At 62.0% G+C, this 24757-nt stretch carries 18 protein-coding genes and 1 tRNA gene; 5 read left to right on the plus strand and 14 right to left on the minus strand.

Annotated features, from left to right (window positions below; genetic code table 11):
- Positions 1-66: 66 nt before the first annotated feature.
- On the minus strand, positions 67-564 hold the full coding sequence (locus AC1DZP_RS22390; protein ID WP_477305432.1) for a prolyl-tRNA synthetase associated domain-containing protein: 498 nt from the start codon (positions 562-564) through the stop codon (positions 67-69).
- A 184-nt stretch (positions 565-748) separates the two neighbouring features.
- On the opposite strand from AC1DZP_RS22390, the gene AC1DZP_RS22395 reads away from it, so the two are divergent.
- A tRNA-Gly gene (locus tag AC1DZP_RS22395) sits at positions 749-823 on the plus strand.
- A gap of 92 nt (positions 824-915) precedes the next feature.
- Here the strand turns inward: AC1DZP_RS22395 and AC1DZP_RS22400 are convergent.
- Together AC1DZP_RS22400 and AC1DZP_RS22405 are read right to left on the minus strand one after the other, a co-directional pair.
- Positions 916-1596 (minus strand): redoxin domain-containing protein, encoded by a 681-nt coding sequence (locus AC1DZP_RS22400; RefSeq protein ID WP_477305434.1) that lies wholly within the window; start codon positions 1594-1596, stop codon positions 916-918.
- Positions 1597-1614: 18 nt separating this feature from the next.
- On the minus strand, positions 1615-4914 hold the full coding sequence (locus AC1DZP_RS22405; RefSeq protein WP_477305704.1) for an adenylate/guanylate cyclase domain-containing protein: 3300 nt from the start codon (positions 4912-4914) through the stop codon (positions 1615-1617).
- Between the two features lie 304 nt (positions 4915-5218).
- On the opposite strand from AC1DZP_RS22405, the gene AC1DZP_RS22410 reads away from it, so the two are divergent.
- Positions 5219-6988 (plus strand): adenylate/guanylate cyclase domain-containing protein, encoded by a 1770-nt coding sequence (locus AC1DZP_RS22410; RefSeq protein ID WP_477305436.1) that lies wholly within the window; start codon positions 5219-5221, stop codon positions 6986-6988.
- A 14-nt stretch (positions 6989-7002) separates the two neighbouring features.
- Here the strand turns inward: AC1DZP_RS22410 and AC1DZP_RS22415 are convergent, their stop codons facing one another.
- The 3 genes from AC1DZP_RS22415 to AC1DZP_RS22425 form a co-directional block, all read right to left on the minus strand.
- Positions 7003-8388, minus strand: coding sequence for a hypothetical protein (locus tag AC1DZP_RS22415; protein WP_477305438.1), 1386 nt, complete (start codon positions 8386-8388; stop codon positions 7003-7005).
- A 119-nt stretch (positions 8389-8507) separates the two neighbouring features.
- Positions 8508-9032: a GNAT family N-acetyltransferase gene (locus AC1DZP_RS22420; RefSeq protein ID WP_477305440.1), complete on the minus strand. Its 525-nt coding sequence runs from the start codon at positions 9030-9032 to the stop codon at positions 8508-8510.
- A gap of 74 nt (positions 9033-9106) precedes the next feature.
- On the minus strand, positions 9107-9931 hold the full coding sequence (locus AC1DZP_RS22425) for a hypothetical protein (RefSeq protein ID WP_477305442.1): 825 nt from the start codon (positions 9929-9931) through the stop codon (positions 9107-9109).
- Between the two features lie 204 nt (positions 9932-10135).
- Here AC1DZP_RS22425 and AC1DZP_RS22430 point away from each other — a divergent pair, with 204 nt between their 5' ends.
- On the plus strand, positions 10136-11551 hold the full coding sequence (locus AC1DZP_RS22430; protein ID WP_477305444.1) for a DUF5939 domain-containing protein: 1416 nt from the start codon (positions 10136-10138) through the stop codon (positions 11549-11551).
- Positions 11552-11793: 242 nt separating this feature from the next.
- On the opposite strand, the gene AC1DZP_RS22435 is transcribed toward AC1DZP_RS22430, so the two are convergent.
- The 8 genes from AC1DZP_RS22435 to AC1DZP_RS22470 all read right to left on the minus strand — a co-directional run bounded on the left by AC1DZP_RS22435 (position 11794) and on the right by AC1DZP_RS22470 (position 22831).
- Positions 11794-12273, minus strand: a complete 480-nt coding sequence (locus AC1DZP_RS22435; RefSeq protein WP_184872685.1) for a class I SAM-dependent methyltransferase — start codon at positions 12271-12273, stop codon at positions 11794-11796.
- Positions 12274-12484: 211 nt separating this feature from the next.
- Positions 12485-13666 carry an ABC transporter permease gene (locus AC1DZP_RS22440; RefSeq protein ID WP_477224757.1) on the minus strand — a complete coding sequence of 394 codons (1182 nt, stop codon included), beginning with the start codon at positions 13664-13666 and terminating at the stop codon, positions 12485-12487.
- A complete protein-coding gene (locus AC1DZP_RS22445; protein ID WP_477305446.1) occupies positions 13663-14661 on the minus strand; it encodes an ABC transporter permease in 999 nt (332 codons plus the stop codon). Before AC1DZP_RS22445 ends, AC1DZP_RS22440 begins: the two co-directional genes overlap by 4 nt.
- A gap of 2 nt (positions 14662-14663) precedes the next feature.
- Positions 14664-16508: an ABC transporter substrate-binding protein gene (locus AC1DZP_RS22450; protein ID WP_477225550.1), complete on the minus strand. Its 1845-nt coding sequence runs from the start codon at positions 16506-16508 to the stop codon at positions 14664-14666.
- Positions 16509-16558: 50 nt separating this feature from the next.
- Entirely contained in the window at positions 16559-18454 is a 1896-nt protein-coding gene (locus tag AC1DZP_RS22455; RefSeq protein ID WP_457154712.1) for an ABC transporter ATP-binding protein, read from the minus strand.
- A gap of 177 nt (positions 18455-18631) precedes the next feature.
- A complete protein-coding gene (locus AC1DZP_RS22460; RefSeq protein WP_477305448.1) occupies positions 18632-19960 on the minus strand; it encodes an adenylate/guanylate cyclase domain-containing protein in 1329 nt (442 codons plus the stop codon).
- 263 nt (positions 19961-20223) lie between these two features.
- Positions 20224-21567 (minus strand): nucleotide sugar dehydrogenase, encoded by a 1344-nt coding sequence (locus tag AC1DZP_RS22465; protein WP_477305450.1) that lies wholly within the window; start codon positions 21565-21567, stop codon positions 20224-20226.
- Between the two features lie 85 nt (positions 21568-21652).
- The gene (locus tag AC1DZP_RS22470; RefSeq protein ID WP_477224761.1) at positions 21653-22831 is read right to left on the minus strand and encodes a DUF3095 domain-containing protein; all 1179 of its coding nucleotides are present in this window, start codon (positions 22829-22831) and stop codon (positions 21653-21655) included.
- 75 nt (positions 22832-22906) lie between these two features.
- Here AC1DZP_RS22470 and AC1DZP_RS22475 point away from each other — a divergent pair, with 75 nt between their 5' ends.
- Positions 22907-23995 (plus strand): glycosyltransferase family 4 protein, encoded by a 1089-nt coding sequence (locus tag AC1DZP_RS22475; RefSeq protein ID WP_477305452.1) that lies wholly within the window; start codon positions 22907-22909, stop codon positions 23993-23995.
- On the plus strand, positions 23992-24756 hold the full coding sequence (locus AC1DZP_RS22480) for a polysaccharide deacetylase family protein (RefSeq protein ID WP_477305454.1): 765 nt from the start codon (positions 23992-23994) through the stop codon (positions 24754-24756). Before AC1DZP_RS22475 ends, AC1DZP_RS22480 begins: the two co-directional genes overlap by 4 nt.
- Position 24757 lies beyond the last annotated feature (1 nt).

The raw sequence follows: 24757 nt of genomic DNA on the forward strand, positions 1-24757 counted from the left end.
TCCGTGGCGCGGCCGCCGGCGGCCAGGCGCTTTCAGACAATCTGACTTAGGCCATCCATGTGGCGATCACGCGGAGACTTTCAAGATAGCAGCATCGTGGCCGGTTGCCTCGACGAATCTGATCAGGTCCGCCGCTGCGACCGACGTCGTTGCCTCATTGGTCAGCGGATGCGCGTTGATCACCGCATGGTCCATCAGCGCCTTGTCGAGAACTACCTTGACCCGGCCCGCGACGTCGTTGATCAGGCCGAAGACCGTGACCGCCCCCGGCGTCACGCCGAGCAGCTCCATCAGCATCTCCGGCTTGCCGAAGGACACGCGGCCGGCAGCGCCGATCACCTGGTGGATCTGCTTCAGGTCGACGACCGCGTCCTCGCCGACGCTGACCAGGAAGAAATTGTCCTTCTTGTCCTTCAGGAACAGGTTTTTGGTATGGCCACCGGCGATTTCGCCACGCAGCGCCTGCGAATCGGCAACCGTGAACAGCGGCGGATGGCGCCGCGTCGAGGCTGCGATCCCGAGTTCGGCAAGAAATTCCATCAGCTCGGCTTCGGTCTTCGGCATCGGTTTTGTCTTCGTCCCGTTTCCTGCCAAGCCGTTTACGGCCAATGGGGCAGCCGACACAAGACCGTCATGCGACATCGCGGCGAACGCGCCAGCCGCATAGCAAAATGCCTGACATTTCCCTGTTGCAATCGCCGCGCTCTTCAGCCATATAGGCCCGGCTTGCGGCCAAGACGCCGTGTGAGCGGGTGTAGCTCAGGGGTAGAGCACAACCTTGCCAAGGTTGGGGTCGAGCGTTCGAATCGCTTCACCCGCTCCAGTTTCCTTCTGGAAATCAAGCGACTAAAAGGCGCCCTTCGGGGCGCCTTTTGCTTACATGGCCTTGCCAACCGGCAATGCAGCGGCGCAGGTCTATTGGGCGACTTGGGACACGGCTGACATCAGCTCCTGCGGGCTTGGCGCCCCAAACATGTATCGTCCACCCTCTGGAACCTCCGTGAAGCTCCAGCGGACGATCCCCTGCCGGTCCAAAAGGAACTGACCGACCAGTTGTCCGTGCCCGGTTGCCAACATCTGCTCGTCGGCTTCGGTCAGTTCGTAATGGTCCCTCTTGTCGAGGATTTCGCCGGCCGCCAAAGGATCCAAAGGACCAGGCAACTCGCCTGGCATCTCAATCCGCATATCCTTTACCGCTGCCATCGAGACCTTGTACGGCCAGTTCGTCTCGTTTTGGGTGAATTCGAGATTGGGCAGTCCAAAAGCACGATGTGAAGCGCGTTCAGGGTCGGAGGCCGCAAGCAGATTCGGCATCGGGTGGTAGCGGAAGTAGAGGCGCGCCCGTTCGATCGGCGTGTTGACCACCGTCAGGCTCTCCACGCCCTTCTCGCGCAGCTCCGGATCAAGCCGCGCCTGGGCGGCGATATGGCGCCGGCAAAACGCACAATGCAGACCTCGAAACAAGCCGACCAGCACCGGTTTTTGTCCGCGGAAGTCGTCTAGCGCGATCTTGCCTTCCTGGGTAATGGCGTCGAGTACCACGTTCGGCGCGCGGTCGCCCGGTTGAAGCGGTACCAAGTCACGAGGCGAGGACATTTCCAACCTCCCACCCGGCTAGTCGAGAAAAGGCAGCACCACAAGCGCTTCCGGGTCGAGCCCGTGCTGGGCGCATATACCCTGCGCCAGGGAAAAGTAGCGTTCGGCCTCGGCCAGATTGTCGATGTCGAGATTAAGCGTTGCGAGACCATCATAGCACGGAAACAGCAGTTGGGGTTCGCCCGTTTCGCGGGCTACGTCCAGGGCTTCGTGGAACAAGCCTACCGCCAGTTCCGGACGGCCGTTGCACTGGTGGATCTGCCCAAGCACGATCAACGGCACCGGCAGGTGCTCGCGCTGGTCGAGCGCCCGGTCGATCTCGATGGCCTTCTCGGCAGCAGGGACGCCCTCCATTGGACAGCGATCCGTGAAAGTACAGCAGGCGACCGCCAGATTGGCGAGGAGGCGCGCCTGGAAACCCAGATCGCCAATATGGCGCGCCACTTCGAGACCGCGCCGACAGACCGCCATCGCCTGTGTCGGATCGATGGTCGTGTAAAGCACGCCGAGATTGGTGTAGCCGCGGCAGGCCGCCCCCAGCAGACCGGCGGCTTCGGCCAATTCGATGCTACGCTCGACCTGACCCACGGCTTCCCGGTTTCGCCCAAGGCGAGCCAGCGCGACTGCCTTGGTATTGAGGGCCTCGGCAGTCACAAGAGTGGCATCACGCCCGGCCTCGGAGACATGCTCCGTTGTCAGGGTACGCACGCAATCCAGCGCCGCGTCCGCCCATTTTGCCGCGAGAGCGTGATCCCCGCTACGGAACGCCTGCCGGCCACGCTCTTGCCACAGATGCGCCTGCTCGATCGGGGCATCCGCTCCATCGAGGAGCGCTGCCGCTTCGGCATAGCGCGATTCTGCGTTGTCGCGCTTGCCGACGTCCCAGAGCAGCCGACCGATCTTGCGCAAAACGCGCGCCGAAGCGACACGATCGGCTGACTCGCGGTAGGCCTGCAATACCGTCTCGTAATGGTGGTGCGCGATCTCGCGGCGGCCTGCCGGGCCGCTCAAATCGGCAATGCGCTCTGCAATCGCCAGTTTGAGCGGTGTTTGCCCGGCCGCACCCAACGCAGTCAGTGCCCGCTCGTAGAAACGAAGGGCGTCGTCGTTGGCGTAGATCATGCGAGCGCGATCGCCCGCCGCCTGCAGATAGTGCGCGCCCTTCTCCCGCTCGGCGCTCTGTGCGAAATGATGACCGAGCACGGTCAAATCCTCGAGCCGTTCCGGTCTGTCGCCGCACAGTTGCTCCAAGGCAGCACCGACCCGCCCGTGGATGTCGGTCCGGCGCTGCAGAAGCAGATTCTGGTAGATCACATCCTGCAGCAAAGTTTGCGTAAAACGGTAGCTTTGCGACGAGACCGAGCCTGATCCGGCAACTTCCTCGATGATTTCCGCATCGCAAAGCAGTTCGCAGCCGGATTCCAGCCGGCCGGGGTCGGCTGTCACGGCTTTCAGAAGTATGGCATCGAAGCGCGGGCCGATCACCGCGGCTTCCTGGGCCAAACGGCGCACCTCCTGGGGCAGCCGGTCGACACGGGCAAGCAACATTGCCTGGATCGTGGCGGGAATGCCGGTTGCGGCTTCGCCTGCCACAGTGCGCCATTGCTGGCCCTCGCGCACCAGGACACCGCGATCGATAAGGCCTCGAACGATCTCCTCTATAAAAAGGGGGTTGCCACCCGCGCGCTCGAGGATCTGGTCAAGAAGCGTTCCTGCGGAGTTTACCCAGCTCTCGCCGAAAAGCGCCGCCAGCAGGCTGCGTCCGTCATCGCGGCTGAGCGGCGAAAGCCTGAGTGCTGTGTGACTGACCCGACTTGAGTCGAGCTGGCCGTGGTCCGGCTCCGGACGATGCGTGACCAGCAGCATCAGCCGCGTGCGTTCCAACCTGTCCATCACGAAACGCAGTGCTTCGAGCGACACGGCGTCGGCCCAATGCAGGTCTTCGACGACGATCAACAGCGGCGACAAGGCAAGCCGCCGTTCGATGATCGTGCGGACTGCGTAGAGAATTTGCCGCCGCAGCTGCTCGGGCTCGACATGCTGCAAGGTGGCATCGGGGTCGCCAAGGCCAAGCACATGATAGAGCAGGGGCATTAGCCGCTTCGCCTCCTCGCCCTGCAGGCCGAGATCGGTCAACAAGCCAGCGAGCTTGCCCCGCATTTCGTCTCCAGTGTCGTTCTGCATCATCCCGGCAGCGCTGCGCACCACCGCGCCCAAGGCACCAAATGATCGTTCGCCCAGCGGTGAGCACGTGGCCTGCCGCACGGCAAGGTTGCGAAAACGATCCTCGTCGCCGACGCGGGCGACGAACTCCTTCACCAGCCGCGATTTGCCGATACCGGCTTCTCCAACCAGGCGGACAAGTTGGGCCGAGCCGCCGCACGCCTGGTCAAGGCTCGCCAGCATTCTGTGCAGCTCCGCATCACGGCCTATCATCGGCGCGCTGAGGCCGAGAGCCTCAAGCCCACGTGCCGCACGCGGCGCCGCAAGCGGTGCATCCAGCCGATGGACGAGCACACTGCCAGCCTTGCCGCGAAGCACGACATCACCCAGCGGCTCGTAGGAGAAGGCATGCCGGGTCAGCCTGTGAGTGAGCTCGCCCACCAGCACCTCACCCGGTGCTGCCAGCGATTGCAGGCGTTGCGCCGTATTCACGGTGTCGCCGGTCACCGAATAGGATTTGGCGGTGCCGATGCCCAATCCGCCAGTGACGACCGGGCCGGTATTTATGCCGATGTGGAGCAACAGCGGCGAGCCGGAGTGGGGGGCGCTTTCGCCCAGCCCAGCCGTCCGGGCGATCATGTCGAGAGCGGCGCGAAGCGCACGTTCCGGATCGTCCTCATGCGCGACCGGCGCACCGAACAGAGCGAGCAGTGCATCGCCGATGAATTTGTCGACGAAACCACCAAAGTTTCGCACGGCCGCCGTCAATTCCTTGAACAGTTCGTTCTGCAGCGCTTGCATGACCTCGGGGTCGAGCTGCTCGCTGAGTGTCGTGAAGCCGCAAAGGTCGGCGAAGAGGACCGTCACCGTCCGGCGATCGGCGTCGGAGACGGGATGCAGCCCATCGTCGCGCTCGATGTTCGCGAGCAGCGACGGCGTTCGAGAAGACGGCACAATGGTCCGGCTCTGTGTCGGAGCAGGCCGTTCGACAGCTTTTGCGGCCGCACCGACGCTTGCCCCGCATTTCGGACAGAACTCGAAATCAGGTGCGCAGGGGTAGCCGCAACTGGCGCATGGCACGGGCTGGCGCTTGCCACACCTCGGACAGAAAGCGAATCCGCTCTCAACCTCGAAACCGCAGCCCGAGCAGTCCATCGACAAGACCTCACCAATGCATGTCGCCCAAAAGTGGACCCGGTTTTGGGACAACGACATGCATAAAAACAAAGACCTAAAGCGGCCGCGGCGGCGTGATTCCCCACGCACGTCACGGCCAGGGTTCTCACAAGGATGAACCGTTAGGCGTCGACCAGCAAGCGGCAGCGCAAATCGGCATCGAGCGATCCGTGTGGATCCCGGGCGGAGCGCTGGCGATTCGGGCGGCTGCATAGCCGTCGTTTGCGAAAGTTCCCTCGTACCCTCCGTCTTCCTGCTATTGTGGGGACGAGGAGACGGACCGATGAGCGAGAATCGCAAACTGGCCGCAATCCTGGCCGCAGATGTCGTCGGATACAGCCGGCTCGCAAGCGCGGACGAAGATCGTACTTTGGCGAGGTTGCGGGCCCTGCGCAGCGACCTGATCGACCCGATCATCGCCGTGCACAACGGGCGGGTGATCAAGCGCACCGGAGATGGAGCGCTGGTCGAGTTCCGCAGCGTGGTCGATGCCGTGCGCTGCGCCGTTGAGGTTCAGAATGGCATGGTCGAGCGCAATGCCGGCGTGCCGCAGGACCGCCGCATCGAGTTCAGGATCGGCATCCATCTGGGGGATGTGGTCGAGGAAAGCGACGGCGACCTGATGGGCGACGGCGTCAACATCGCCTCGCGTTTGGAGGGCGTCGCGGCGCCCGGCGCCATCTGCCTGTCCGAGGATGCCTACCGCCAGGTCAAGGCCAGGCTCGACCTCTCGGTCAGCGATCTGGGCAGCACGCAGCTCAAGAACATCGCCGAGCCGATCAGGGTCTATTCGCTGCAAGTCGGCAGCGCCGGGACCAGGGCGGCCGCGACCTCGGAAACCGCGAGCCGACCGGCGACGGCAGCGCCGCCGAAGCTGTCGATCGCCGTCCTGCCGTTCGCCAACATGAGCGGTGACGCCGAACAGGACTACTTCGCCGACGGCATCTCCGAGGACATCATCACGGCGCTGTCCAAACTGTCGCAGCTCTTCGTCATCGCGCGCAATTCGTCGTTCACCTTCAAGGGCCAGAACGTCCAGGTGCAGGAGGTGGGCACGAAGCTCGGCGTGCGGCATGTGCTTGAGGGCAGCGTACGCAAGTCGGGGAACAGGGTGCGCATCACCGCGCAGCTCATCGATGCAACCTCGGGCGGCCATCTTTGGGCGGAGCGGTTCGATCGCGAGCTGACCGACATATTCGCCGTGCAGGACGACGTGACACAGCAGATCGTCGGTGCGCTGGCGCTCAATCTGACTGAGAGTGACCGTCAGCGTCTGGCGCCTGAGCACCCGCGCAACGCGGAGGCGTATGACTGTTTCCTGCGGGGCCGGGAGCTGTGGCACAGGCTGACGAAGGAGACCAACGTCGCAGCCCGCGACGTCTTGCAACGTGCCATCGACCTGGACCCGAAGTTTGCCTCTGCCCACGCTTTCCTCGCCCTCACCCACGGACTCGATTACCTGAACAGGTGGAGTGCCTCGCCGCCGGAATCGATGGCGCAAGCGGAAGAGGTCGCAACGCAAGCTGTAACGCTGGATGGCAGCGATCCCTGGGCGCACTGGGCGTTGGCTATAGCCAAGCTGTACACACGACGGCACGATGGGGCAATCGACGAGGCCGAGCACGCGATCGCCCTCAACCCGAACTTCGCCGAAGGGCACGTCATCCTCGGCGAGGCGCTGTACTATTCGGGCAGACCCGAGGAGGCCCTCGAGAGTTTCGCCCGGGGGAAGACCTTGAATCCGTACTTTCCCGATGTGCTTCTGCACTTCCAGGCTTTGGCCGCGTTTCATCTGGGAAGGTATGAAGAGGCCGTCGACCTCTTGCAGCAACGGCTGGCTCGCAACGCTGTCACCGACGTCTCGCGCGCGCTTCTGGCCGCCTGCTACGGCCATCTCGGCCGTTTCGCCGAGGCCCGCGCGGCATGGCAGGAAGTGCTTCGCCTCAATCCCGACTATTCGCTGGAATACCGTCGCAAGGTCTTGCCCTACAAGAATCCTGCCGATTTCGAACTCGTGGTGGATGGGCTCCGCAAGGCCGGGGTCGTGCAGTGACAGCTGCGGCGATGTCAGGTCGCCCTGATGCCTGCCTGGCCGATCTTGCGCCATCGGGCGTTTTCGCGAACCAGTTTCAGGTCGTCGGTCGTCTCGGCAAATGTCCGCAATCGGTATTGCCGGAGCAAATCCGGGAAAAGCGCCCCTTCTGGCAGGCCGGCAAGCTGCTCGCGGACTGAGATCTTTTCATCGATGACCCGCATGCCCCAGGCATTTTCCCGAACCTGCAGCTCTGCAGCCAGATCGCGCTCCTCCGGCGCGTTTTCGTCTAACGCAGCCAGCAGGATCGAGTGGAAAAGCGCTACATAACCGATCTGCCTCAGGCCGCCCACAACCCGCACCCGCGGCAAGATCGCAAGGACGAGGAACATCAGGAACAGGTTCGGCAGCAGCACGCCGTCCAGCAGCGCCTGCCTGAGATGCGGCCGCTCGAACGGAATGGAGAGACCATGCGGCTTGTCAGGCTCGATCAACTGCCCGTTCTCGAGCACGAGCTTGCGCACGCGTTCCTCGCGGATGCCCCAGAAATAGGCCGTGCTATTGGGCAGGAATCTGCCAAATGGGCCCGATGCCGCCTCTTGCAAGGCACGTTCGAGACGCTGGCGCCTTGCCGGCTCGATGAGCAGCCTGGAAAGAAGGCTGCCGTCGTGTTCCAGATGCCGCGCCATGGCGGCCGCGGCGAGCCGATCATCGATGAAGACCGGCCGGGCCATGCCGGAACGATCCCAATCGGCGACCAGATCCTGGTTGAGGGCGGTCAGCGCATCGGCGGCGGTCCCAAATGCCTTGTCCTGGCTGGCAAGCAGCGTGCCAAGCCAACGGCTGGCATCCGTTTCATCGCCCACCGCTTCGAGCGCCCGCTTGTTGAGGGAGACGGGACCGGCCACGCAGGCGCTCTTGCGGCACAGTTTGTGGCGCCCCATGCCAAACAAATTGACCTTGTCGTCGCCGACATCGAGCCATCCCGGCCCCTCCCGGCCGTTCGTCTCCATGGTCATCGTCGTTCCCATGAAGCCGACGAAGGCCGACAGCCCGTTTTCGACCGCGCCGAGCCAGGCAAGCAGGAGGGCATCGAAGGTGATCCGGTCCATCAGCAGCAGGCAGTGCAGGCCGGACTGGATCACCGGTCTGCGCTCGAACTCTTCGAGGGCCTTGCCGATCTCTTCAGGCTGCATGATCGCACCAAGGCGCTGATGCAGGACGTCGCGGAGGATCGACCGGGCAGCGACCGCCGGAGCCGATGCAGGCGTTGCCACCGGCCGCCACAGATGGCGGGCGTAATCGGAAACCGGCGCATTCCAGCTCTGCTCGATGTCACGCACGACTTCCGGGCAGAGCAGCGACAGCACAGCCAGAATTTCCGCCGGAGGCGCAGCAGTTGGGTCAGAGACGGCGGTCATTGGTCCCGTCTAGCCGCTCGCGGTGCAAACGCCAAGGGAGACCAGACTTGCTGGACACGGCCGGTGCACACATAGATCGTCAACTCGACCAAAACGGATAAGTCTCCAAACAGCGGATCTCAAAACCGCAGTCGGGCCATGCTCAGCAGGTCGTGGTACTGCCCGTCGGTAAAACCCGCCTTCACATGCCGACCTTCGACCTCGAAGCCATGGCTTGTGTAGAGACGGACGGCCGGTTCGTTGTCGGCATAGACGGTCAATTCGACCCGCTTCAGGGCGCGCCAGTTATCGGCCACGTCAAGCAGCGCGCCAAGTATGGCAGAGCCGATGCCCTTGCCGACAAAGCCATCGTCGAGGCCGATATTGATCTCGCCGATATGCGACCGGCGTGGCGACCCCTGCACGACCAGGCTGCCATGGCCGACCACCTTGCCGTCCAGCTCCGCGACGATCCAGGTGGTTTCCTGGCCGGCCTTGGCGATGCGCCGCTCCATCTGCTCCACCATCTCGAAGGGCATCCTGAGCGTACCCCAGCGGAAGCCCGGCATATTGAAGATAGCGCAAAGCGCTTCCGCATCGCTTGGCCTGATAGCGCGGAGCTGCGGCTCGATTTTCTCGGAGGATGGCGAGGTCGTGCTGGTCATGGCGTTCCCGGCGAGGGCAATCGGCCCGGCACGATGCACCGGACGTCACCTGAAAATCCAGCTATCTCTGCAAGCTATGCTGCCGATTGCGCGCTGAAATACCGGGAGGCGGCGGAGAGTTTGAAGACGCCGCTGATGCCGATCCAGCCGAAAAGGGCAAGCCAGCACAATGTCTTGGGCGCCGTCCAGTCGATCCGGTGCACCGCAGCGTCGGTGATAACGAGACCAAGGATGGAAAGCAGGCCAACCAGAAACTGCGCCAGGCCAAGCACCAGCAGTTCCTCGCGCGGCGCGCTTTTCCAGACCAGATATGCGCCGCCAGCGCCAGCGAGGAAGATGGCGCTGTAGACCTGGGCGTGGAAAGGATCGACCGGCCATGGCCAGGTGCTGCTGACCACCACGGGAAACAGCAACATGCCGACGCCATAGAGCCCAAGGATCACCGTTTCCGCCAACATGTAGCCGCGCCATGCGGGGTTTAGGATCACGCCTCTTGCTGAAGGACGGGCCCTGGCCCGCCACAGGAACAGCCCGGATACCGCGGCCGAGGCAAGATAGACCAGGAACCAGAGCCAGGCCGCTTTGCGCTCGAAATTGAAATAGCCGAGATTGATCAACGAAACCGCCGACACGATGACGGTGAAGATGAAGGCCATGACGAGCACCAGCCTGCCGGGCGACCAGCGATTCCAGAACAAGAGTGCCGCCATCACCGCCATTTCGGCGGTGTAGAAGCCGCCGAGGAAGCGGGCACTGAATGGCGTGACGGGCCAGGGCCAGCGCGGCTTGACTAGTGCCGGTGCGAAAAACAGGCCGGCGCCTACGATCAGGACGATGATAACCCCTGCGGAGAAAAGGCGCAGAGCCGCGGGAAATGGCGGATTGTCGGATGTCGGCACGGGAGAAGCCCCAAAAATGAATGCCCAATGTACCATCATAGTGCCGCTTGCGGCCGGTGAAAATCTGCTGAATGGAAATTGGACTGTCACCAGTCTTGTCTATTCGAATGGCCGTACGGTCAGTTTCGCAGTAAAATGGCGACTCGGACCAGAGAGCGGTCCGGATCAACACGCCTCGGGGGCGCATTTTCCGGAGCCTGCACGATGAACGAAGCTCAGGATCTGTTCTCGCTTCTGCGGCAATCGACCGATGTCGATCCGCAGGCAATCGACGCGATCAAGCAAACTATCGCGGAGGGCCAGGACCGCGAACTTTGCCGCATCAATGCGCCAGCCTTCGCCGGCAAGCTTGGCCTCGACGAGGAACACACCATAGGCGCCTTTCTCCACGCGGCACGGGTGGGCATCTTCGACATTTCCTGGAATGTTCTGTGCCCCGGCTGTGGCGGCGTGCTCGACACCAATGCCACGCTGAAAACCCTGCAGAAGGACGAATACACATGCGCGCTGTGCGCCGAGGGCTATCCGCCGACCCTCGACGAGATGGTCGAGGTGACATTCACCGTCAGTCCCCGCGTGCGCAGGATTGCTGCCCACAATCCACACGAACTGCCGTTGCTGGAATATTTCCGCCAAATCTACTGGGCGTCCGGCGTCGATCTGCCGGAAGAAGATTTCGCCAAAAAGATGGAAGCGTTCTTGCTGGAAGGTATCGAGCTTGCGCCCGGTGAAAAGGCGGTTCTGCCCATACGGCTTCCGCCCGAGTTCATTATCGTCTTCGAGCCAGTCACCCATTCAGCGCAGTTCATCGACGCGAAGGGCGAACCAACAAAGGAGCGCCGAAGCCTCTCCTTGGTCTTCGACCGCGACCATGTCCAGAGCCAGACGCTGGAGATGCAACCCGGCCCGATGCGCATTTCGCTGGAAAACAGGACCGACACCCGCGTGCTGCCGACGGTCTTCATTGCCGGACCGGCATTGCATGATTTGCTGAGCAAACGCCGGCCCTTCCTGACGGCCAAGCGCCTGCTCACCAACCAGACGTTCCGCAATCTCTATCGCGCGGACACGCTCGACATCGACCAGCGCCTGAAGATCACCAGCCTGACCTTCCTGTTCACCGACCTGCGCGGATCGACCGCGCTCTACGAGCGGGTGGGCGACCTTTCAGCCTTCGATCTCGTGCGCGAGCATTTCCAGGTTCTGCACGAGATCGTCGCGGCGGAGACAGGCGCGGTGGTGAAGACGATCGGTGATGCTGTGATGGCGACCTTCGCGACGCCTGATCGTGCGATTGCCGCCGCCCTCAGGATGCGCGATGCCATGCGTGCGCTCAACGACAAGAGCGGGCGCGAGGATCTGCTGCTCAAGATCGGGGTCCATGCGGGCCCCTGCATCGCCGTGTCCATGAACGAGCGACAGGACTATTTCGGCCAGACGGTCAACATTGCTTCGCGGGTCCAGAACCTTGCCACCGCACAGGCGATCTTCGCCACTCGTGCGGTGGTCGATGACAATCTCACCGCCGATCTGTTGCACAGGAAAGCGCTGACACCCGTGCCCCACGAGGTCTCGCTGCGCGGCATTGAGCGGGAGATAGCAGTCTATACGATCCCCTGAATACTTGGAGCAATTCCAGGAAAAGTGTGAGACGGTTTTCCCGGGAAAAGCGCGTGGCGCTTGGGGAATTGCGTTAAAACAAAGAGATAGAGCGGGTTCGGCGTTTCCGTGAAACGGTGAACCGCTGCACTGCATGTCGCCCAAAAGTGGCCCCGGTTTTGGGGCAACGACATGCATACAAACAAAGACTTAAAGCGCGTCGCCTGAATTCGTTTCAACGGGACGCGGGTCGTCTCGGCCCTTCACACACGCCTATAGACAAATAGACGATCGGTGGGCACCGAAGGCGGCGGCGGAAGGCGTTGCAACTGCGGGTGATGAAGCGGTATACCGCTGACCGCGAAGCCACCGACGCGAAGCAGGCGCGCGATCAGATCGGGAAGCCAGCTAAGGGTCACCACATCGCGATCTTCATGGCCGGTTCCGAGGTCGGCATTGACAAGAGCGGCGTCGATGCCAATGAACCTGGGCGCCGTCTCGCTTATCTCGCCGAGCACGAGGTTTTCAGCGTCGGGAATTGAGCTGTCGTGTGCGGCAAGTGCGCGGTCGAACGCCACGATCCGGCGTCCGGGCAGGCGCTCGCGCAGGTGGTGGAACGTCCGGCCATTGCCGAGGCCGAGTTCGAGCACGGGGCCCTCGATCTTCGCCACCTCGACACAGACTTGATCGAGAATGTCGCGCTGTGCGGTCATCCTGCGGATGAAACTCTCGAGGCGACTCATATACGGTTGTATGTCCTGAACCAGCCCAAGAAGTCGGCGACGCCCGCGACCAGGGCGGTTCGCGGCGGAAACCCGAGGGCACTTGTTAAACCCCGATCGAATTTCGCCGCGTATAGAGGCGAACGGCAAACATTGCAACAACCGGACAGGCCGCCGGCAAGGGTCATAACGGGGTGGAGCAGGCGGCACGGCGCACGGCGGAATGGCGATCTCACTTGTAGGGGTCCGCTGCGTCCCGCAAGCCATCGCCGAGGAAGTTGAACGCCATGATGACGAGAACGACGGGGAGCATCGGCAAAAGCAGCCATGGATAGAACGCGATCACGTTGACGCTGCGCGCCTCGGTGAGCAGGATGCCCCAGCTGGTTATCGGCGCCCTCAGGCCAAGCCCAAGGAAGCTCAGTGCCGTCTCGCCCAGGATCATGCTGGGTATGGAGAGCGTCGCCGTCGCGATCAGATGCGACATGAAGCCGGGAATGAGGTGCCGCCCGATGATGCGGCTGCTGTTGGCGCCCATCAATTGTGCGGCCAGAACGTAATCCTCCTCGCGCAAGGCCAGAAGTTTTGAACGCACTGCTCGCGCCAGTCCGGTCCAGTCGAGCAGCCCGAGGATGACGGTGATGCCGAAATAGATCACCGCCGGACTCCAAGTTATCGGCATGATCGCCGCCAGAGCCAGCCATAGCGGAATGCTGGGGATCGATTGCAGAACTTCGATGATGCGTTGAACGATCAGGTCGAAGATACCGCCGTGATAGCCGGCCAGTCCGCCGATGACGATGCCGAGCAGGAAGCTGAAACTGATGCCGACGAGGCCGATCGTCAGCGAAATGCGTGCGCCATAAATGATGCGCGAGAGCACATCGCGCCCCAGCCTGTCGGTGCCGGCCAGGAAGAGTTGGCCGTTTTCGGCAGGGCAGACCAAATGCCTGTCACCTTCGATCAGGCCCCAGAATAGGTAACTGTCGCCCCTGCAGAAGAAACGGAGCCGCTGAACATCGTCGTGGTTCTCAATGTAGTTCCGCTTGAGCGTGTCCATATCCAGCGTCATCTCGCGGCCATAGACGAACGGCCCGACGAACTCGCCGTTGTGGAACAGGCGGACCCGCTGCGGCGGCGCATAGATGAAGTCCATGTTGCGCGTGTGCAGATTGTAGGGCGCCAGGAACTCGCAGATCAGTATCCCGGAATAAAGCACTGCCAGGAATATGCCGGATACAAGGGCAAGCCGGTGTTTTCGGAATTTCCACCACATCAACCGCAACTGCGACGCCTGGAAGACCTTCGACTGCTCCGGCGTCATCGCCTCGACCGACTGCAGGTCAAGGGGCGCGGTGGAAACGTAGTGTTGCAGTGGAGCACCCGGAGCGGGCAGCGGCGAATGCGTGTTCATTTGGTGCTACCGCCCTGCAAACGAATTCGTGGATCAAGCAGCGCCAGCGCCAGGTCGGAAATCAGGACGCCGATGACCGTCAGGAAGGCCAGAAACATCAGGAACGACCCTGCCAGATACATGTCCTGGCTTTGCAGCGCCTTGATCAGCATCGGCCCGGTCGTTTCCAAAGACAGCACGATCGCCGTGATTTCGGCGCCGGAGATGATGGCCGGTAGGATAGAGCCGATGTCGGAAATGAAGAAATTGAGCGCCATGCGCAGCGGATATTTGACCAGCGCCTTGAAGGGATGAAGGCCTTTGGCGCGCGCGGTGACGACATATTGCTTGTGTAGCTCATCGAGCAGATTGGCGCGCAGCCGCCGGATCATGCTTGCCGTGCCCCCGGTGCCGATGATCAGGACCGGGATCCAGAGATGGGCGAGGATCGACTTGGCCTTGGCCCAGCTCATCGCCTCGCCGAGATATTGCTGGTCCATGAGATGGCCGATGGACGTGCCGAACCAGATGTTGGCGAAATACATCAGGATCAGCGCCAGCATGAAGTTCGGAATGGCAAGGCCGAGAAGGCCGAAGAAAGTCAGGCCGTAGTCGCCCCAGCTGTATTGATGCGTGGCGGAGTACATGCCGATCGGAAAGGCGATGAGCCAGGTAAAGATGATCGTGACGAAGGAAACCAGCACGGTCAGCCACATTCGGTCCCCGACGACGTCGCGAACCGGCAGCTCATATTCGAAGGAATAGCCGAAATCGCCCTGCAGCATCCCGCCGACCCAGTAGAAGTAGCGAACGACCACCGGTTTGTCGAAACCATATTCCTTGCGCATCATCTCGATGCGGTCGGAATCTACCGCTTCGCCCTGAGCCCGAAGCTCGGCAACATAGCTGTCGAAATAGTCGCCTGGGGGAAGTTCGATGATCGTGAACACCAGCGCCGATATGATCAGCAGCGTTGGAACCATCACAGCGATACGCCAGACAAGATATCGAAACACGCTCAGGACTCTCCAAGCCAGAATGTATCCGGCATATAGACACCGAAATAGGAAGTCGGGTCGTAGCCGTAGAGCGCCTTGTCAGGCAGATTGCGCAGCCGCGAGGATGCCAGAACCGGCTGATGCGTTCCGTTCACCGTGCCGATCGAAAACACCTGATCGGTATAGATCGACAGCATTGAAGTCCAGATTTCGGCGCGCTCCGTGCTTTCGGTCGATGCGTTCCAGCGCGCAAGTAAAGCCATCAACTCGACCACAGGCGGAAGATCGGGCGCCTCACCCATCTTGCCATGAGACAAATAGTGAGCACCCCAGAGCGGCCATTGCAGCTGGTCATCCATGGTGGGGGCCAGCTGGTACGGGTTCATATCGGGGGTCGGCACGCCGTTGTCGATGCCCGACCACATCGACATCATGATCTGGCCGCCAACCGCGCGGCTACGGAAGATGTCGCGCTGCGAAGTCCGGATGAACAGGGCGATGCCGATCTTGCGCCAGTGATCGGTGATGAGTTCGAGCGCGTCGGTTTCCAGCGTGCTTTCGCCGGCCGTTTCCACGATGATTTGCGCCGGGCGTCCATCGGGAAGTATCCGCACCCCGTCATCGCCACGCTGCTGAAGCCCGGCCTCGTCGAGCAGGGCATTGGCCTGGTCGGGATCATGGGCGACCCAGGCTTTCGCGAATTCCGGCCGGAAGAGCGGGCTCTCCGGCAGCACCGTATCGGCACTTTCCTGCGCCAACCCGTAGAACACGGCCAAATTGATCTCGCGCCTGTCCACAGCCAGCGAAAGTGCGCGGCGCACGCGCACGTCACGGAAAAGGCCACGCCACACCAGGTCGGCACAATTCAGATTGGGCAGCAGCGCCAGCCGCGAACCCTGTGTGCGTTTCCACAGATGCATCTTCACCGGGTAGCGCTTCTCCGCATCCTTCAGGAAGGAGTAATCGGTGAAGTCAATTCCCAGGCTTTGCAGGTCGCTCTCGCCCGCACCGGTCTTGGCGGAAATGATCGTCGACGAGCTGACATTCATGACAATCCGGTCGACATAGGGCAGTTGCCGGCCATTCTCGTCTATTCGATGAAAGAACGGGTTGCGCTCGAAGACGAACTGCTCAGCCGGCGGCTTGGTCCGGTTCTGCCAGGGATCGAGCGTCGGCAGGTCCGGGTTCTCCGGGCGATACTGCCGCGACATGCGGATATGCAGGAGCGTCCATTTCCGGGCCCGGTTCTCCTTCATGAGGCCGGCGAGCCGGAACGGATCCTGGTATTTCTTGTGGAACTGCTTGAGGTAGGCGGCCGGCAGGACAAGCGATAGCGGCGCAGCAGCGGCGAGCTTGGGCAGGAAGTCGGGATTGGGCGCATCCCAACTATAGCGGACCGTCAACGGATCGACGATCTCGAAGCGTGGCGGCTTGCCGTCCGCCAGCAGGGCCGGGGCGAGCCCGCCTTGCGAAAGCTCATCGTTGAGCCAGACATCTTCCCAGCAATAACGAAAATCCTCCGGCGTCAGCAGGCTACCGTCAGACCATTTGTGCCCTTCCCGTATCTTGAAAGTGAAGACGCGATCATCCGCCACGTCGAAACTCTCGAGGATGTCGGCTTGCATGTTGAGCTTTTCGTCATAGCCGACCAGGCGGGCATACCCGTAGATCGTCATCATCCGGATATCTTTCTGGCTGCCGATGATCGTACGCAGCGTGCCGCCATACTGGCCCGGCTGCCGGCCCATCGCAGCGAGATTCACCGCGCGTGGGCTCTTGGGCAGGCGTTCGGCGAGTGCCGGCAGCGCCCTGGCCTTCAGCTCCGGCTGAAGAAATTCCGGCTCCAGATCGCCGGCGCGCGACATGCCCGGCAGAAATGCCGAAGCCATGAGGCCAAGGATGGTGCGCCGGCTGATCAATGGCGTAGCTCGCTGACATCGGCCGAACGTCTGGCCAGCACCAAGTGGCCGCCGCCAAGATCGAGCGGCGACAGCACATCCTCTTCGCCCTCGTCGCGGAACTGCGGTCCCCATGCGCTGGTGTCGGAAGCGCCGCTGAGCTTCAGCGTCTTGAAATCCATCGGCCTGTCGAGATCGGGGAAAGGCACTGCGGCGACCAGTGAGCGCGTGTAGGGGTGGACTGGTTTCCGAAGCAGAATTTCGCGCGGCGCAAGCTCGACGATACGCCCGCCGCACATCACCGCGATGCGGTCCGCCATGTAGTCCACCACTGCCAGATTGTGGGATATGAACAGGTAGGTCAGGCCCAGCTCCTTCTGCAGGTCCTTCAGAAGGTTCAGGATCTGTGCCTGGACAGAGACATCTAGCGCCGAAACCGGCTCGTCGCAGATAAGGAGTTCAGGCCCCAGCGCCAACGCCCGCGCGATGCCGATACGCTGGCGCTGCCCGCCGGAGAAACTGTGCGGATAACGCTTGATGAAGCGCGGATCGAGCCCGATTGCCTGCATCAGGCTCTTGACCATGGCGAGCCGCGACGCGGCATTGCCACGTTGATGGATTTCGAGCGGCTCGCTCAAGATGTTCTCCACCGTCATGCGCGGTGAAAGCGACGAAACCGGATCCTGGAAGACCATTTGGATTTTCGCGCGCAGCATGCGCAGGGCGTTTCCCTCGGCTTCCAGGACCTCGATCGGTCCATCGCGGCCGTTGAAGATCACCGAGCCGCCGCTGGGGGTGACAGCCCGCATGAGGATCTTGCTGACGGTGGTTTTGCCGGAGCCGCTTTCGCCGACCAGACCCAGGCACTCACCCCGCCTGATATCGAAGCTCACGCCGTCCACGGCGCGAACGGAGGTTTGATGACCCCCGCTGAACCATCCGGACTTGCGGGTGGTGAAAGTCTTCGTGAGATCCCTGACCGACAGCAGGATGTCGTCCGGCCCCTTCGACGTCGGCGCCGTCTGCTTGCCAAGCAGGTTCTCGACATTCACCGGCACCTCGCGGAGCGCCTTTAGCCTTTCGCCAGGCTTCAGGTCGAAATGCGGAACGGCCGCCATCAGGCCCTTCAGGTAAGGGTGACCTGGCCGGCGGAATATCGCCTCGACAGGTCCCGCTTCCATGATCTCGCCATGGTAGATGACCACCACCTCGTCGGCGACATTGGCGACCACGCCGAGGTCGTGCGTGATCAGCAGCATCGCCATGTTCAGCTTGGTCTGAAGCTCGCGCAGCAACTGCAGGATTTGCGCCTGGATGGTGACGTCCAACGCTGTCGTCGGCTCGTCGGCGATCAGCAAGGCGGGCCGGCAGATAAGCGCCATGGCGATCATGGCGCGCTGACGCAATCCTCCCGAAAGTTCAAACGGATACATGTCATAGGCGCGCTTGGGATTGGGAAAACCGACAAGGCCGAGCATTTCCTCGGTCCGCGCCTTGCGCTCCGCCCGGGCCATGGGCGTATGAATCTGTAAGGATTCGCTGACCTGGTTGCCGATCGTGTGCAGTGGCGACAGCGACGTCATCGGCTCCTGGAAGATCTTGCCGATGCGGCTGCCTCTCAATGCCCGGATTTCAGGTCCGTCACGCGGCATCTGCAGGATATCCTGCGTCGTGCCGGGCCTTTCAGGATCCGAAAACAGGATACGTCCGCGAACATGGGCCGTCTTCGGCAAGATGCCCATCACGGCCTGGCTGAGAACCGATTTTCCCGAACCGGACTCGCCCACAAGCGCTGTAACCTTGCCGGGTAGGACGCGGAGATTCGCACGCCTGACGGCATGCAACGGTCCCCCGACAATGGCAAAAGAGATGCCAACATCTTCGATCCGCAGCAGGTCAAAACCCGAATTCATACCCGAATTCATTCTCACACCAGCCCCACTCTGGCGGCCTGCCTGGCGACAGGCCCAGAAAAGCGAGACTAGCGCATTGCCAGCCTAGAGCAACTTGGATTCTAAATAGTCGCCAGTTCCCTGACGGAACCGGCGACCGGACTGCAGACCAAAAGCGTTCGGATCAGATCGTGGCGGTTACTGGAGCTTCCGCCGGTCGCCCGCCGACAGCCGGGCGGCATCGCGATGAAGCAGCATGACCTGCTCGGCGTCCGATATCCGATCGTGAATCGGCTCCATCGCACCGTCTTCATCAAGCGCGAGAGCGCCCGACAGATCGGGTGAAAGCACCGTCAGCTTCTTGATGCCCGCCAGTTCCTCGTTGCCGAGCGTCAGCCAGCTGTTGGTGCCGCAATAGCTGGCGAAGTCTTTGCTGGCGAGAACGCTGTGCGGATATTTCTTGGTCAGCGTCTGGAGGCGCTGGACCTCGTTTACAGCAGAGCCGAAGACAGAGAATGTCAGCCGGTCGGTAAGGCCGACATTGCCGAACATCACATTGCCGACATGCAGGCCGATACCAAAGCCGATGTCGCTCAACCCTTGCTGCTTCCTGCGCAGATTGAGATCCATCATGCGCGCGCTGGCCTTGTGCGCCGCCGCAAGAGCAGCCTGGCAGGCGATCTCGGACTGCGAGCGGTGCCTTTCGCAAGGGTAGACGGCAATGAAGCCATCTCCAATGAAACTCATGATCTGCCCGCCTTTGCGATTGAAAGGTGCGGCAACGGCGTCAAAAAACTGGTTCAGGGTATCGATATAGATTTCGCGGCCGGAGGTTTCGGCAAGCCTTGACGACCCGCGCATATCGGCCATGACCAGTGCGGCCCGGATTGTATCACCCTCACCACGCTTGATCTGGCCGTCCAGCACGCGCCTGCCGGCGTCGCCGCCGAGATAAGTGGTCATCATGTTGTCGGCGAGCTTGGTGAGGACCGCCATCTTGGTTGCGATAGCGAGATGGTTCTGGATGCGCAGCAGCGCCGAAATCATGCTGTCGCTGAAGCCTGCGGCACTGTCGGTCGACCAAGACCCCATCATGCCCTGCGTGGTGTTGCCGCTGAAGGGATGGACGAAAGCCATGTAATCGGTGACGCCCATAAGCCTGAGTTCATCGAAAACAGGAAACTCCGACGGCACCGACGGGTCGAACCGGCGCCGCAGATGGTCGAGCTTGTTGCTGAGCAGGTGGTAATATGGGCTGGTCACGAACCTGTCGGACGGCACGCCGCCCTCGTTGCGGAAGCCTTCCACTTCGAGGCCCTGGCCGCGAAACCAGGTGAAGCCAAGCGCGTCATAAAGCGGATGAAGCATCGAAAAGCTCAGATGCACCCGCTTCAGTGGCAGGCCGGCGGCAGCCAGCCGCTCACAAAAGCCTTTTACCAATGTTTCCAGGTCGTTGCCCTCGAGCGCCGATTGGGTCAGCCAATCGGCAACCTTATCCACAAGAATGGTGGAAATTTCTGTGCTCATGCTATCTCCAAACCCGTCCAAGATGGGCCACTCCTTTGATCCGCCACAACACAGTCCGCCAACGATCCAAGGATAAGGCCCTCGAAGTCAATGAAGCCGGCTTCGGCGGAAAAAGCCGGCGAAGAATTTCCCGAATGACTGTCGTTGCAGGCAAGGAGCGGGCGTAACTGCGTTTGTCTGTTGCGCCATCATGTGGCGAGGCTGCCGGCGGAGTGCAACCACGATCCTGACATCGGTCGAAAAAATTCGCCGGCAAGACGCCGTCAGGCCTTCACCACCGTTTCCCGGGCTAGTCCGAGACGGCCAAAAACATTGCGCGTGTCGACGATCAGATGAGCCTGATCGGCGATCGCCTGATAGTCGATCGCGTCGTGGTCGGTTGCAATGACCACAGCATCGAAATCCTTCAAGGCCGCCTCGGTCAATTCGACCGAGCGACGCCCCTTGATCGCCATATGCTCCCGTGTGCTGGGAATCTCAGCCACATGCGGATCGTGAAATTCCGCCTTGCCGCCCCATTCCTCGATGAGTTCAATGAGCCGCAATGACGGGCTTTCGCGGATGTCGGGCACATTCTTCTTATAAGCGAGCCCGATGATGAGAATGCGCGAGCGGCTGAGCGCCTTGCCGCAGCGCCGGTCCAGCGCCTTCGCCAGTTGATCGACCACATGACGCGGCATGGCCGTGTTGATCTCCGCCGCCAGTTCGATGAAGCGGGTCGGCAGTTCGTATTCGCGCGCCTTCCACGTCAGGTAGAAGGGATCGATCGGAACGCAGTGCCCGCCAAGTCCGGGGCCAGGATAGAAAGGCATGTAACCGAAGGGCTTGCTCTTTGCCGCCTCGATCACCTCCCATATGTCGATGCCCATCGCACCGAACACGACCTTCAACTCGTTGACCAGGGCTATGTTGACCGAGCGGAAGATGTTTTCCGTTAGCTTGACTGCCTCCGCGGTCGCCGTGGTGGAAACCGGAACGACGGTCTTGACCACACCCTGGTAGAAAGCCTGCACGAGCGTCGCCGCTTCAATGCCGTCGCCTGCCACGACCTTGGGGATCGTCGCGACTTCAAAGCTGCGGTTGCCGGGATCCTCTCGTTCGGGCGAGAAGCCGAGGAAGAAGTCTGTCTTCGACAGCAACCCGGTTTCTTCCAATATGGGCTTGATCACGTCGTCGGTGGTGCCGGGATAGGTGGTCGATTCCAGCACGATCAGCTGGCCGAGACGCAGGTGCTTGGCGATGGTGGCTGCCGTGTCCCTGACGAAAGAGAGGTCCGGCTCGCGGTGTTTCGTCAGCGGTGTCGGGACGCAGATAATGATGACATCGCAGACCGCCAGTTCGGCAAAATCCGCAGTGGCCCGGAACCGTCCGCTTGCCACCTGGCCGGCGAGGGCTGTCGACGTCACCGCCTCGATGTAGGATTGGCCGGCGTTCAGGCTCTCGACCTTCCGGGCTTCGATGTCGAAGCCGGAAACCGGGAAGCCGGCGCGTGCGATCGCAACCGCCAGCGGCAAACCGACATAGCCCAGTCCGATCACGCCGACTTGCGCGGTGCGCGTCGAGATACGGCTCAGAAGACGGTCATATGTCGATTGTGAGGCGTCCAAGAATCTGCTTTCCCGTCAATTCGGACAGGCTGTCCGCTCCCATGGCCGAGGCATATTGCGGAAAAACGATTTCCGCAAGCCGTCGTCAGACCGGCACCTTCGCCTTCAGGCTTGCGGCAGCCATCGCATAGCCGCCGGCGGCGCCATCGATGAAATGAAGATGATCGCGCTGCAGCGGCGAGGCGACGAGGCATGTCATCAAGGCCGATTTCTGGCGGTGCAGGCCATAGTTGCAGATGCCCGCCTCTTCCGCCTGTTTCAGCCGGTTCTCGATCCGTTGCAACACATCCGCGTCAACGTCGATGGTCATCTTCAAGCCGTCGTCGAACTTCCGGAAATCCGAATTGCTGGCCACTTCGCGTTTGTAGACCTTCGGATCGAAACGGCCGATCGTCCAGCCAAATCGATCGGTGACAGCCGTAAGCGTCATCAGGAACACTATCCACAGCTTCGACGCCCACCGCCATCCTGCCGGCGCGGTGGCCCGCGCCTCGATATCGAGGCCGGCGGGCAGCAAACTGTAGCCCGGTCCGTTCACCGGCACCGGGTGGCCATCGCGTTCCTCCCTGCCGGCAAGGGCGATGATGTCGGAAGCCAGGAACTGAAAACCGCGCAAGTCGCGCGACGCCCCCGGTATGGCTATGATCGAGACGATTTCGCCATGGCGGGCTTCGATTGGGTTCCAGCGGCAGGAGAGGCCGGTCAGATCCGGCCGCGCGCCGGCCGGCGCAGGATCGATGCGGTACCGCCCCGCTTTCATCTCGGCTTCCGCCCAACTGCCGCCACCTCCGGCGAACATGGCATAGAAGACCGCTTCGGAGGCCTGGAACCGCGCCACGCGAACGTCGAAGCCGTGCGCTCTTACATCCTTTATCGGCACGATCGCGGCACGCAAGGTCAGGTCCAGTTCGTCCGCCACCCATCTCTGGACAGCCGCCAGCGCGTTGCGGGTGATCTCCAGCGCCGAGCCGGGAAACGCCACGAGCGCGCCGTCGCCGCCGAAGACAAAGGGAAGATCTTGCCGGCCCAGCGCATTGAGCAGTGCCGAGATGACGCTGGCGCCGGCCATATTGACGGTCTTATAGCGCCCAGCCTCGATCGCCTTGGTCGAGCCGACGATGTCGGCGGTGGCCAGCGCCCAGCCATCGGGCAAAGGCCGATAATTGTCGATATCGGCAACGCTTTCGAACTTTGCGAAGACCGGCAAGGACGCGACAAACGGGTCGGGCGCGGCAGCTGTTTCCATAACCATCAGATAGCACATTCCACTGCTTTGAAGGTGAAGTCGATCATGCTACGAAATTGACTTGCGCAGGCTTTCCGATGATAGGGTCGCGCGATGCGAATTGCCTTCTACGCGCCGCTGAAGTCGCCCAATCATCCGGTTGCCTCCGGCGACCGCCAGATGGCACGGATGCTGGTCAAGGCGTTGGAGCATGGAGGGCATCGCGTCGAACTGGCATCCGAACTGCGCTTCTATTTACGCGAGCCGGAGCCGAAAAGTTTCGATGCGCTCAAGATCGAAGCCCGAGAGGAAGCCGCACGGCTGACAAAGCTTTGGGATCGTCACGGCAAGCCCGATCTCTGGTTCTCCTATCATCCCTACTACAAGGCGCCCGACCTGATCGGGCCCGAGTTGGCATCGGCCTTTGCCGTCCCCTATGTGACCGCGGAAGCCTCCTATTCGAGGCGGCGCAACGCCGGCTTGTGGGCCGACACGCAAGCGTTGGTGGCGGCAGCCGTCGAACAGGCGGCGCTGAACATCTGCTTCACGCAAAGGGATCGCCAAGGACTGGCAAATGCGATTCCCGACGCCGCTCTCGGTATGCTTTGGCCCTTCATCGACACATCGGTATTCCGGGAAATGCCGGCACGGGGTTGTCCGACGCGCCTCGTTACCGTCGCCATGATGCGCCAGGGTGACAAGGTCGAAAGCTATCGCATGCTGGCTCAGGCGCTCGGTCCGATCCGCCATCTGCCCTGGACCATTTCGGTCGTCGGGGACGGGCCCGCCCGTGACGAGGTCAAAGCGCAATTCGCCGGCTTGCCGGCCGACCGTATCGAATGGCTTGGCGCAATCGAGCCGGCCGCCGTGCCTGATGTGCTCTACAGGGGGGGAATTTACGTCTGGCCGGGCTACGGCGAGGCCTATGGCGTTGCCTATCTTGAAGCACAGGCCGCCGGCCTTCCGGTGGTGGCTCAGGACATTGCCGGCGTGCCGGAGGTCGTGCGGGATGGCCAGACCGGGTTTCTCACCCCGCCGGGCGATGTGGCGGCGTTCGCTTCCGCCATCGAAAGGCTTCTGGCCCGTAACGACGAAAGAACCATCATGGCCGAAAAAGCCAGACGTTTCATCCTCGAAGAACGCTCCCTTGGTGCTGCTGCCGCGCGTCTGGCCGAACTTCTTTCGAGGATCCCCGTTTCATGACACCCGATCGGATCTGGCAGCCCTTGGTGGCAGAACTGGCGCGCTGGCAACGGGCGGGCCGCAAGGCAGAGTTCTGGCTGCGCGACGATGACGCCGTGGAGCCAACGCCGGCGCTTGATCGGCTGCTCGCCCTCACCGGCGAATTCGCGGTTCCCGTCACTCTGGCCGTCATTCCGGCCCTGACGGATGAGAAGCTTGCCGCCCGGCTTGACGAGGCGCAGCACGCCACGGTCGCCATCCATGGCTGGGCGCATCGAAATCATGCGCCCGGGGACCAGAAAAAGCAGGAGCTCGGCACCCATCGGCCACGCGCGGCGGTGCTGGATGATCTGGCTCGCGGGCTGTCGCACCCGACCGGCCTGCACGGCGCACGTGCCGTTCCGATGCTGGTGCCACCCTGGAACAGGATCGACGCCGGCCTGGTATCCTACCTTGGATCGATAGGATTTGCGGCATTGTCGGTCTATGGGCCGCCAAAGCCGGCTTCACTGGCGGTCATCAACAGCAATGTCGACATCATGGATTGGCATGGCACGCGCGGCTGCCACGATCATGGCCTGTTGGTTCAGGCGATCGTCGCGCAATTGCAGCATGCATTCGACGGCGGCGAACCGGTCGGCCTGCTCACCCACCATCTCGTCCATGATGAATCGGCCTGGCTTTTCCTCGAACGGCTGTTCACGCTCAGCGCACGGACTGAAGCCTGCGCGTGGCTTCCGATCAGGACATTGATCGGGCGCAGCGCCGGTAGGCGAAAATAGC

Source organism: Mesorhizobium sp. P2_F8 (assembly GCF_056403655.1).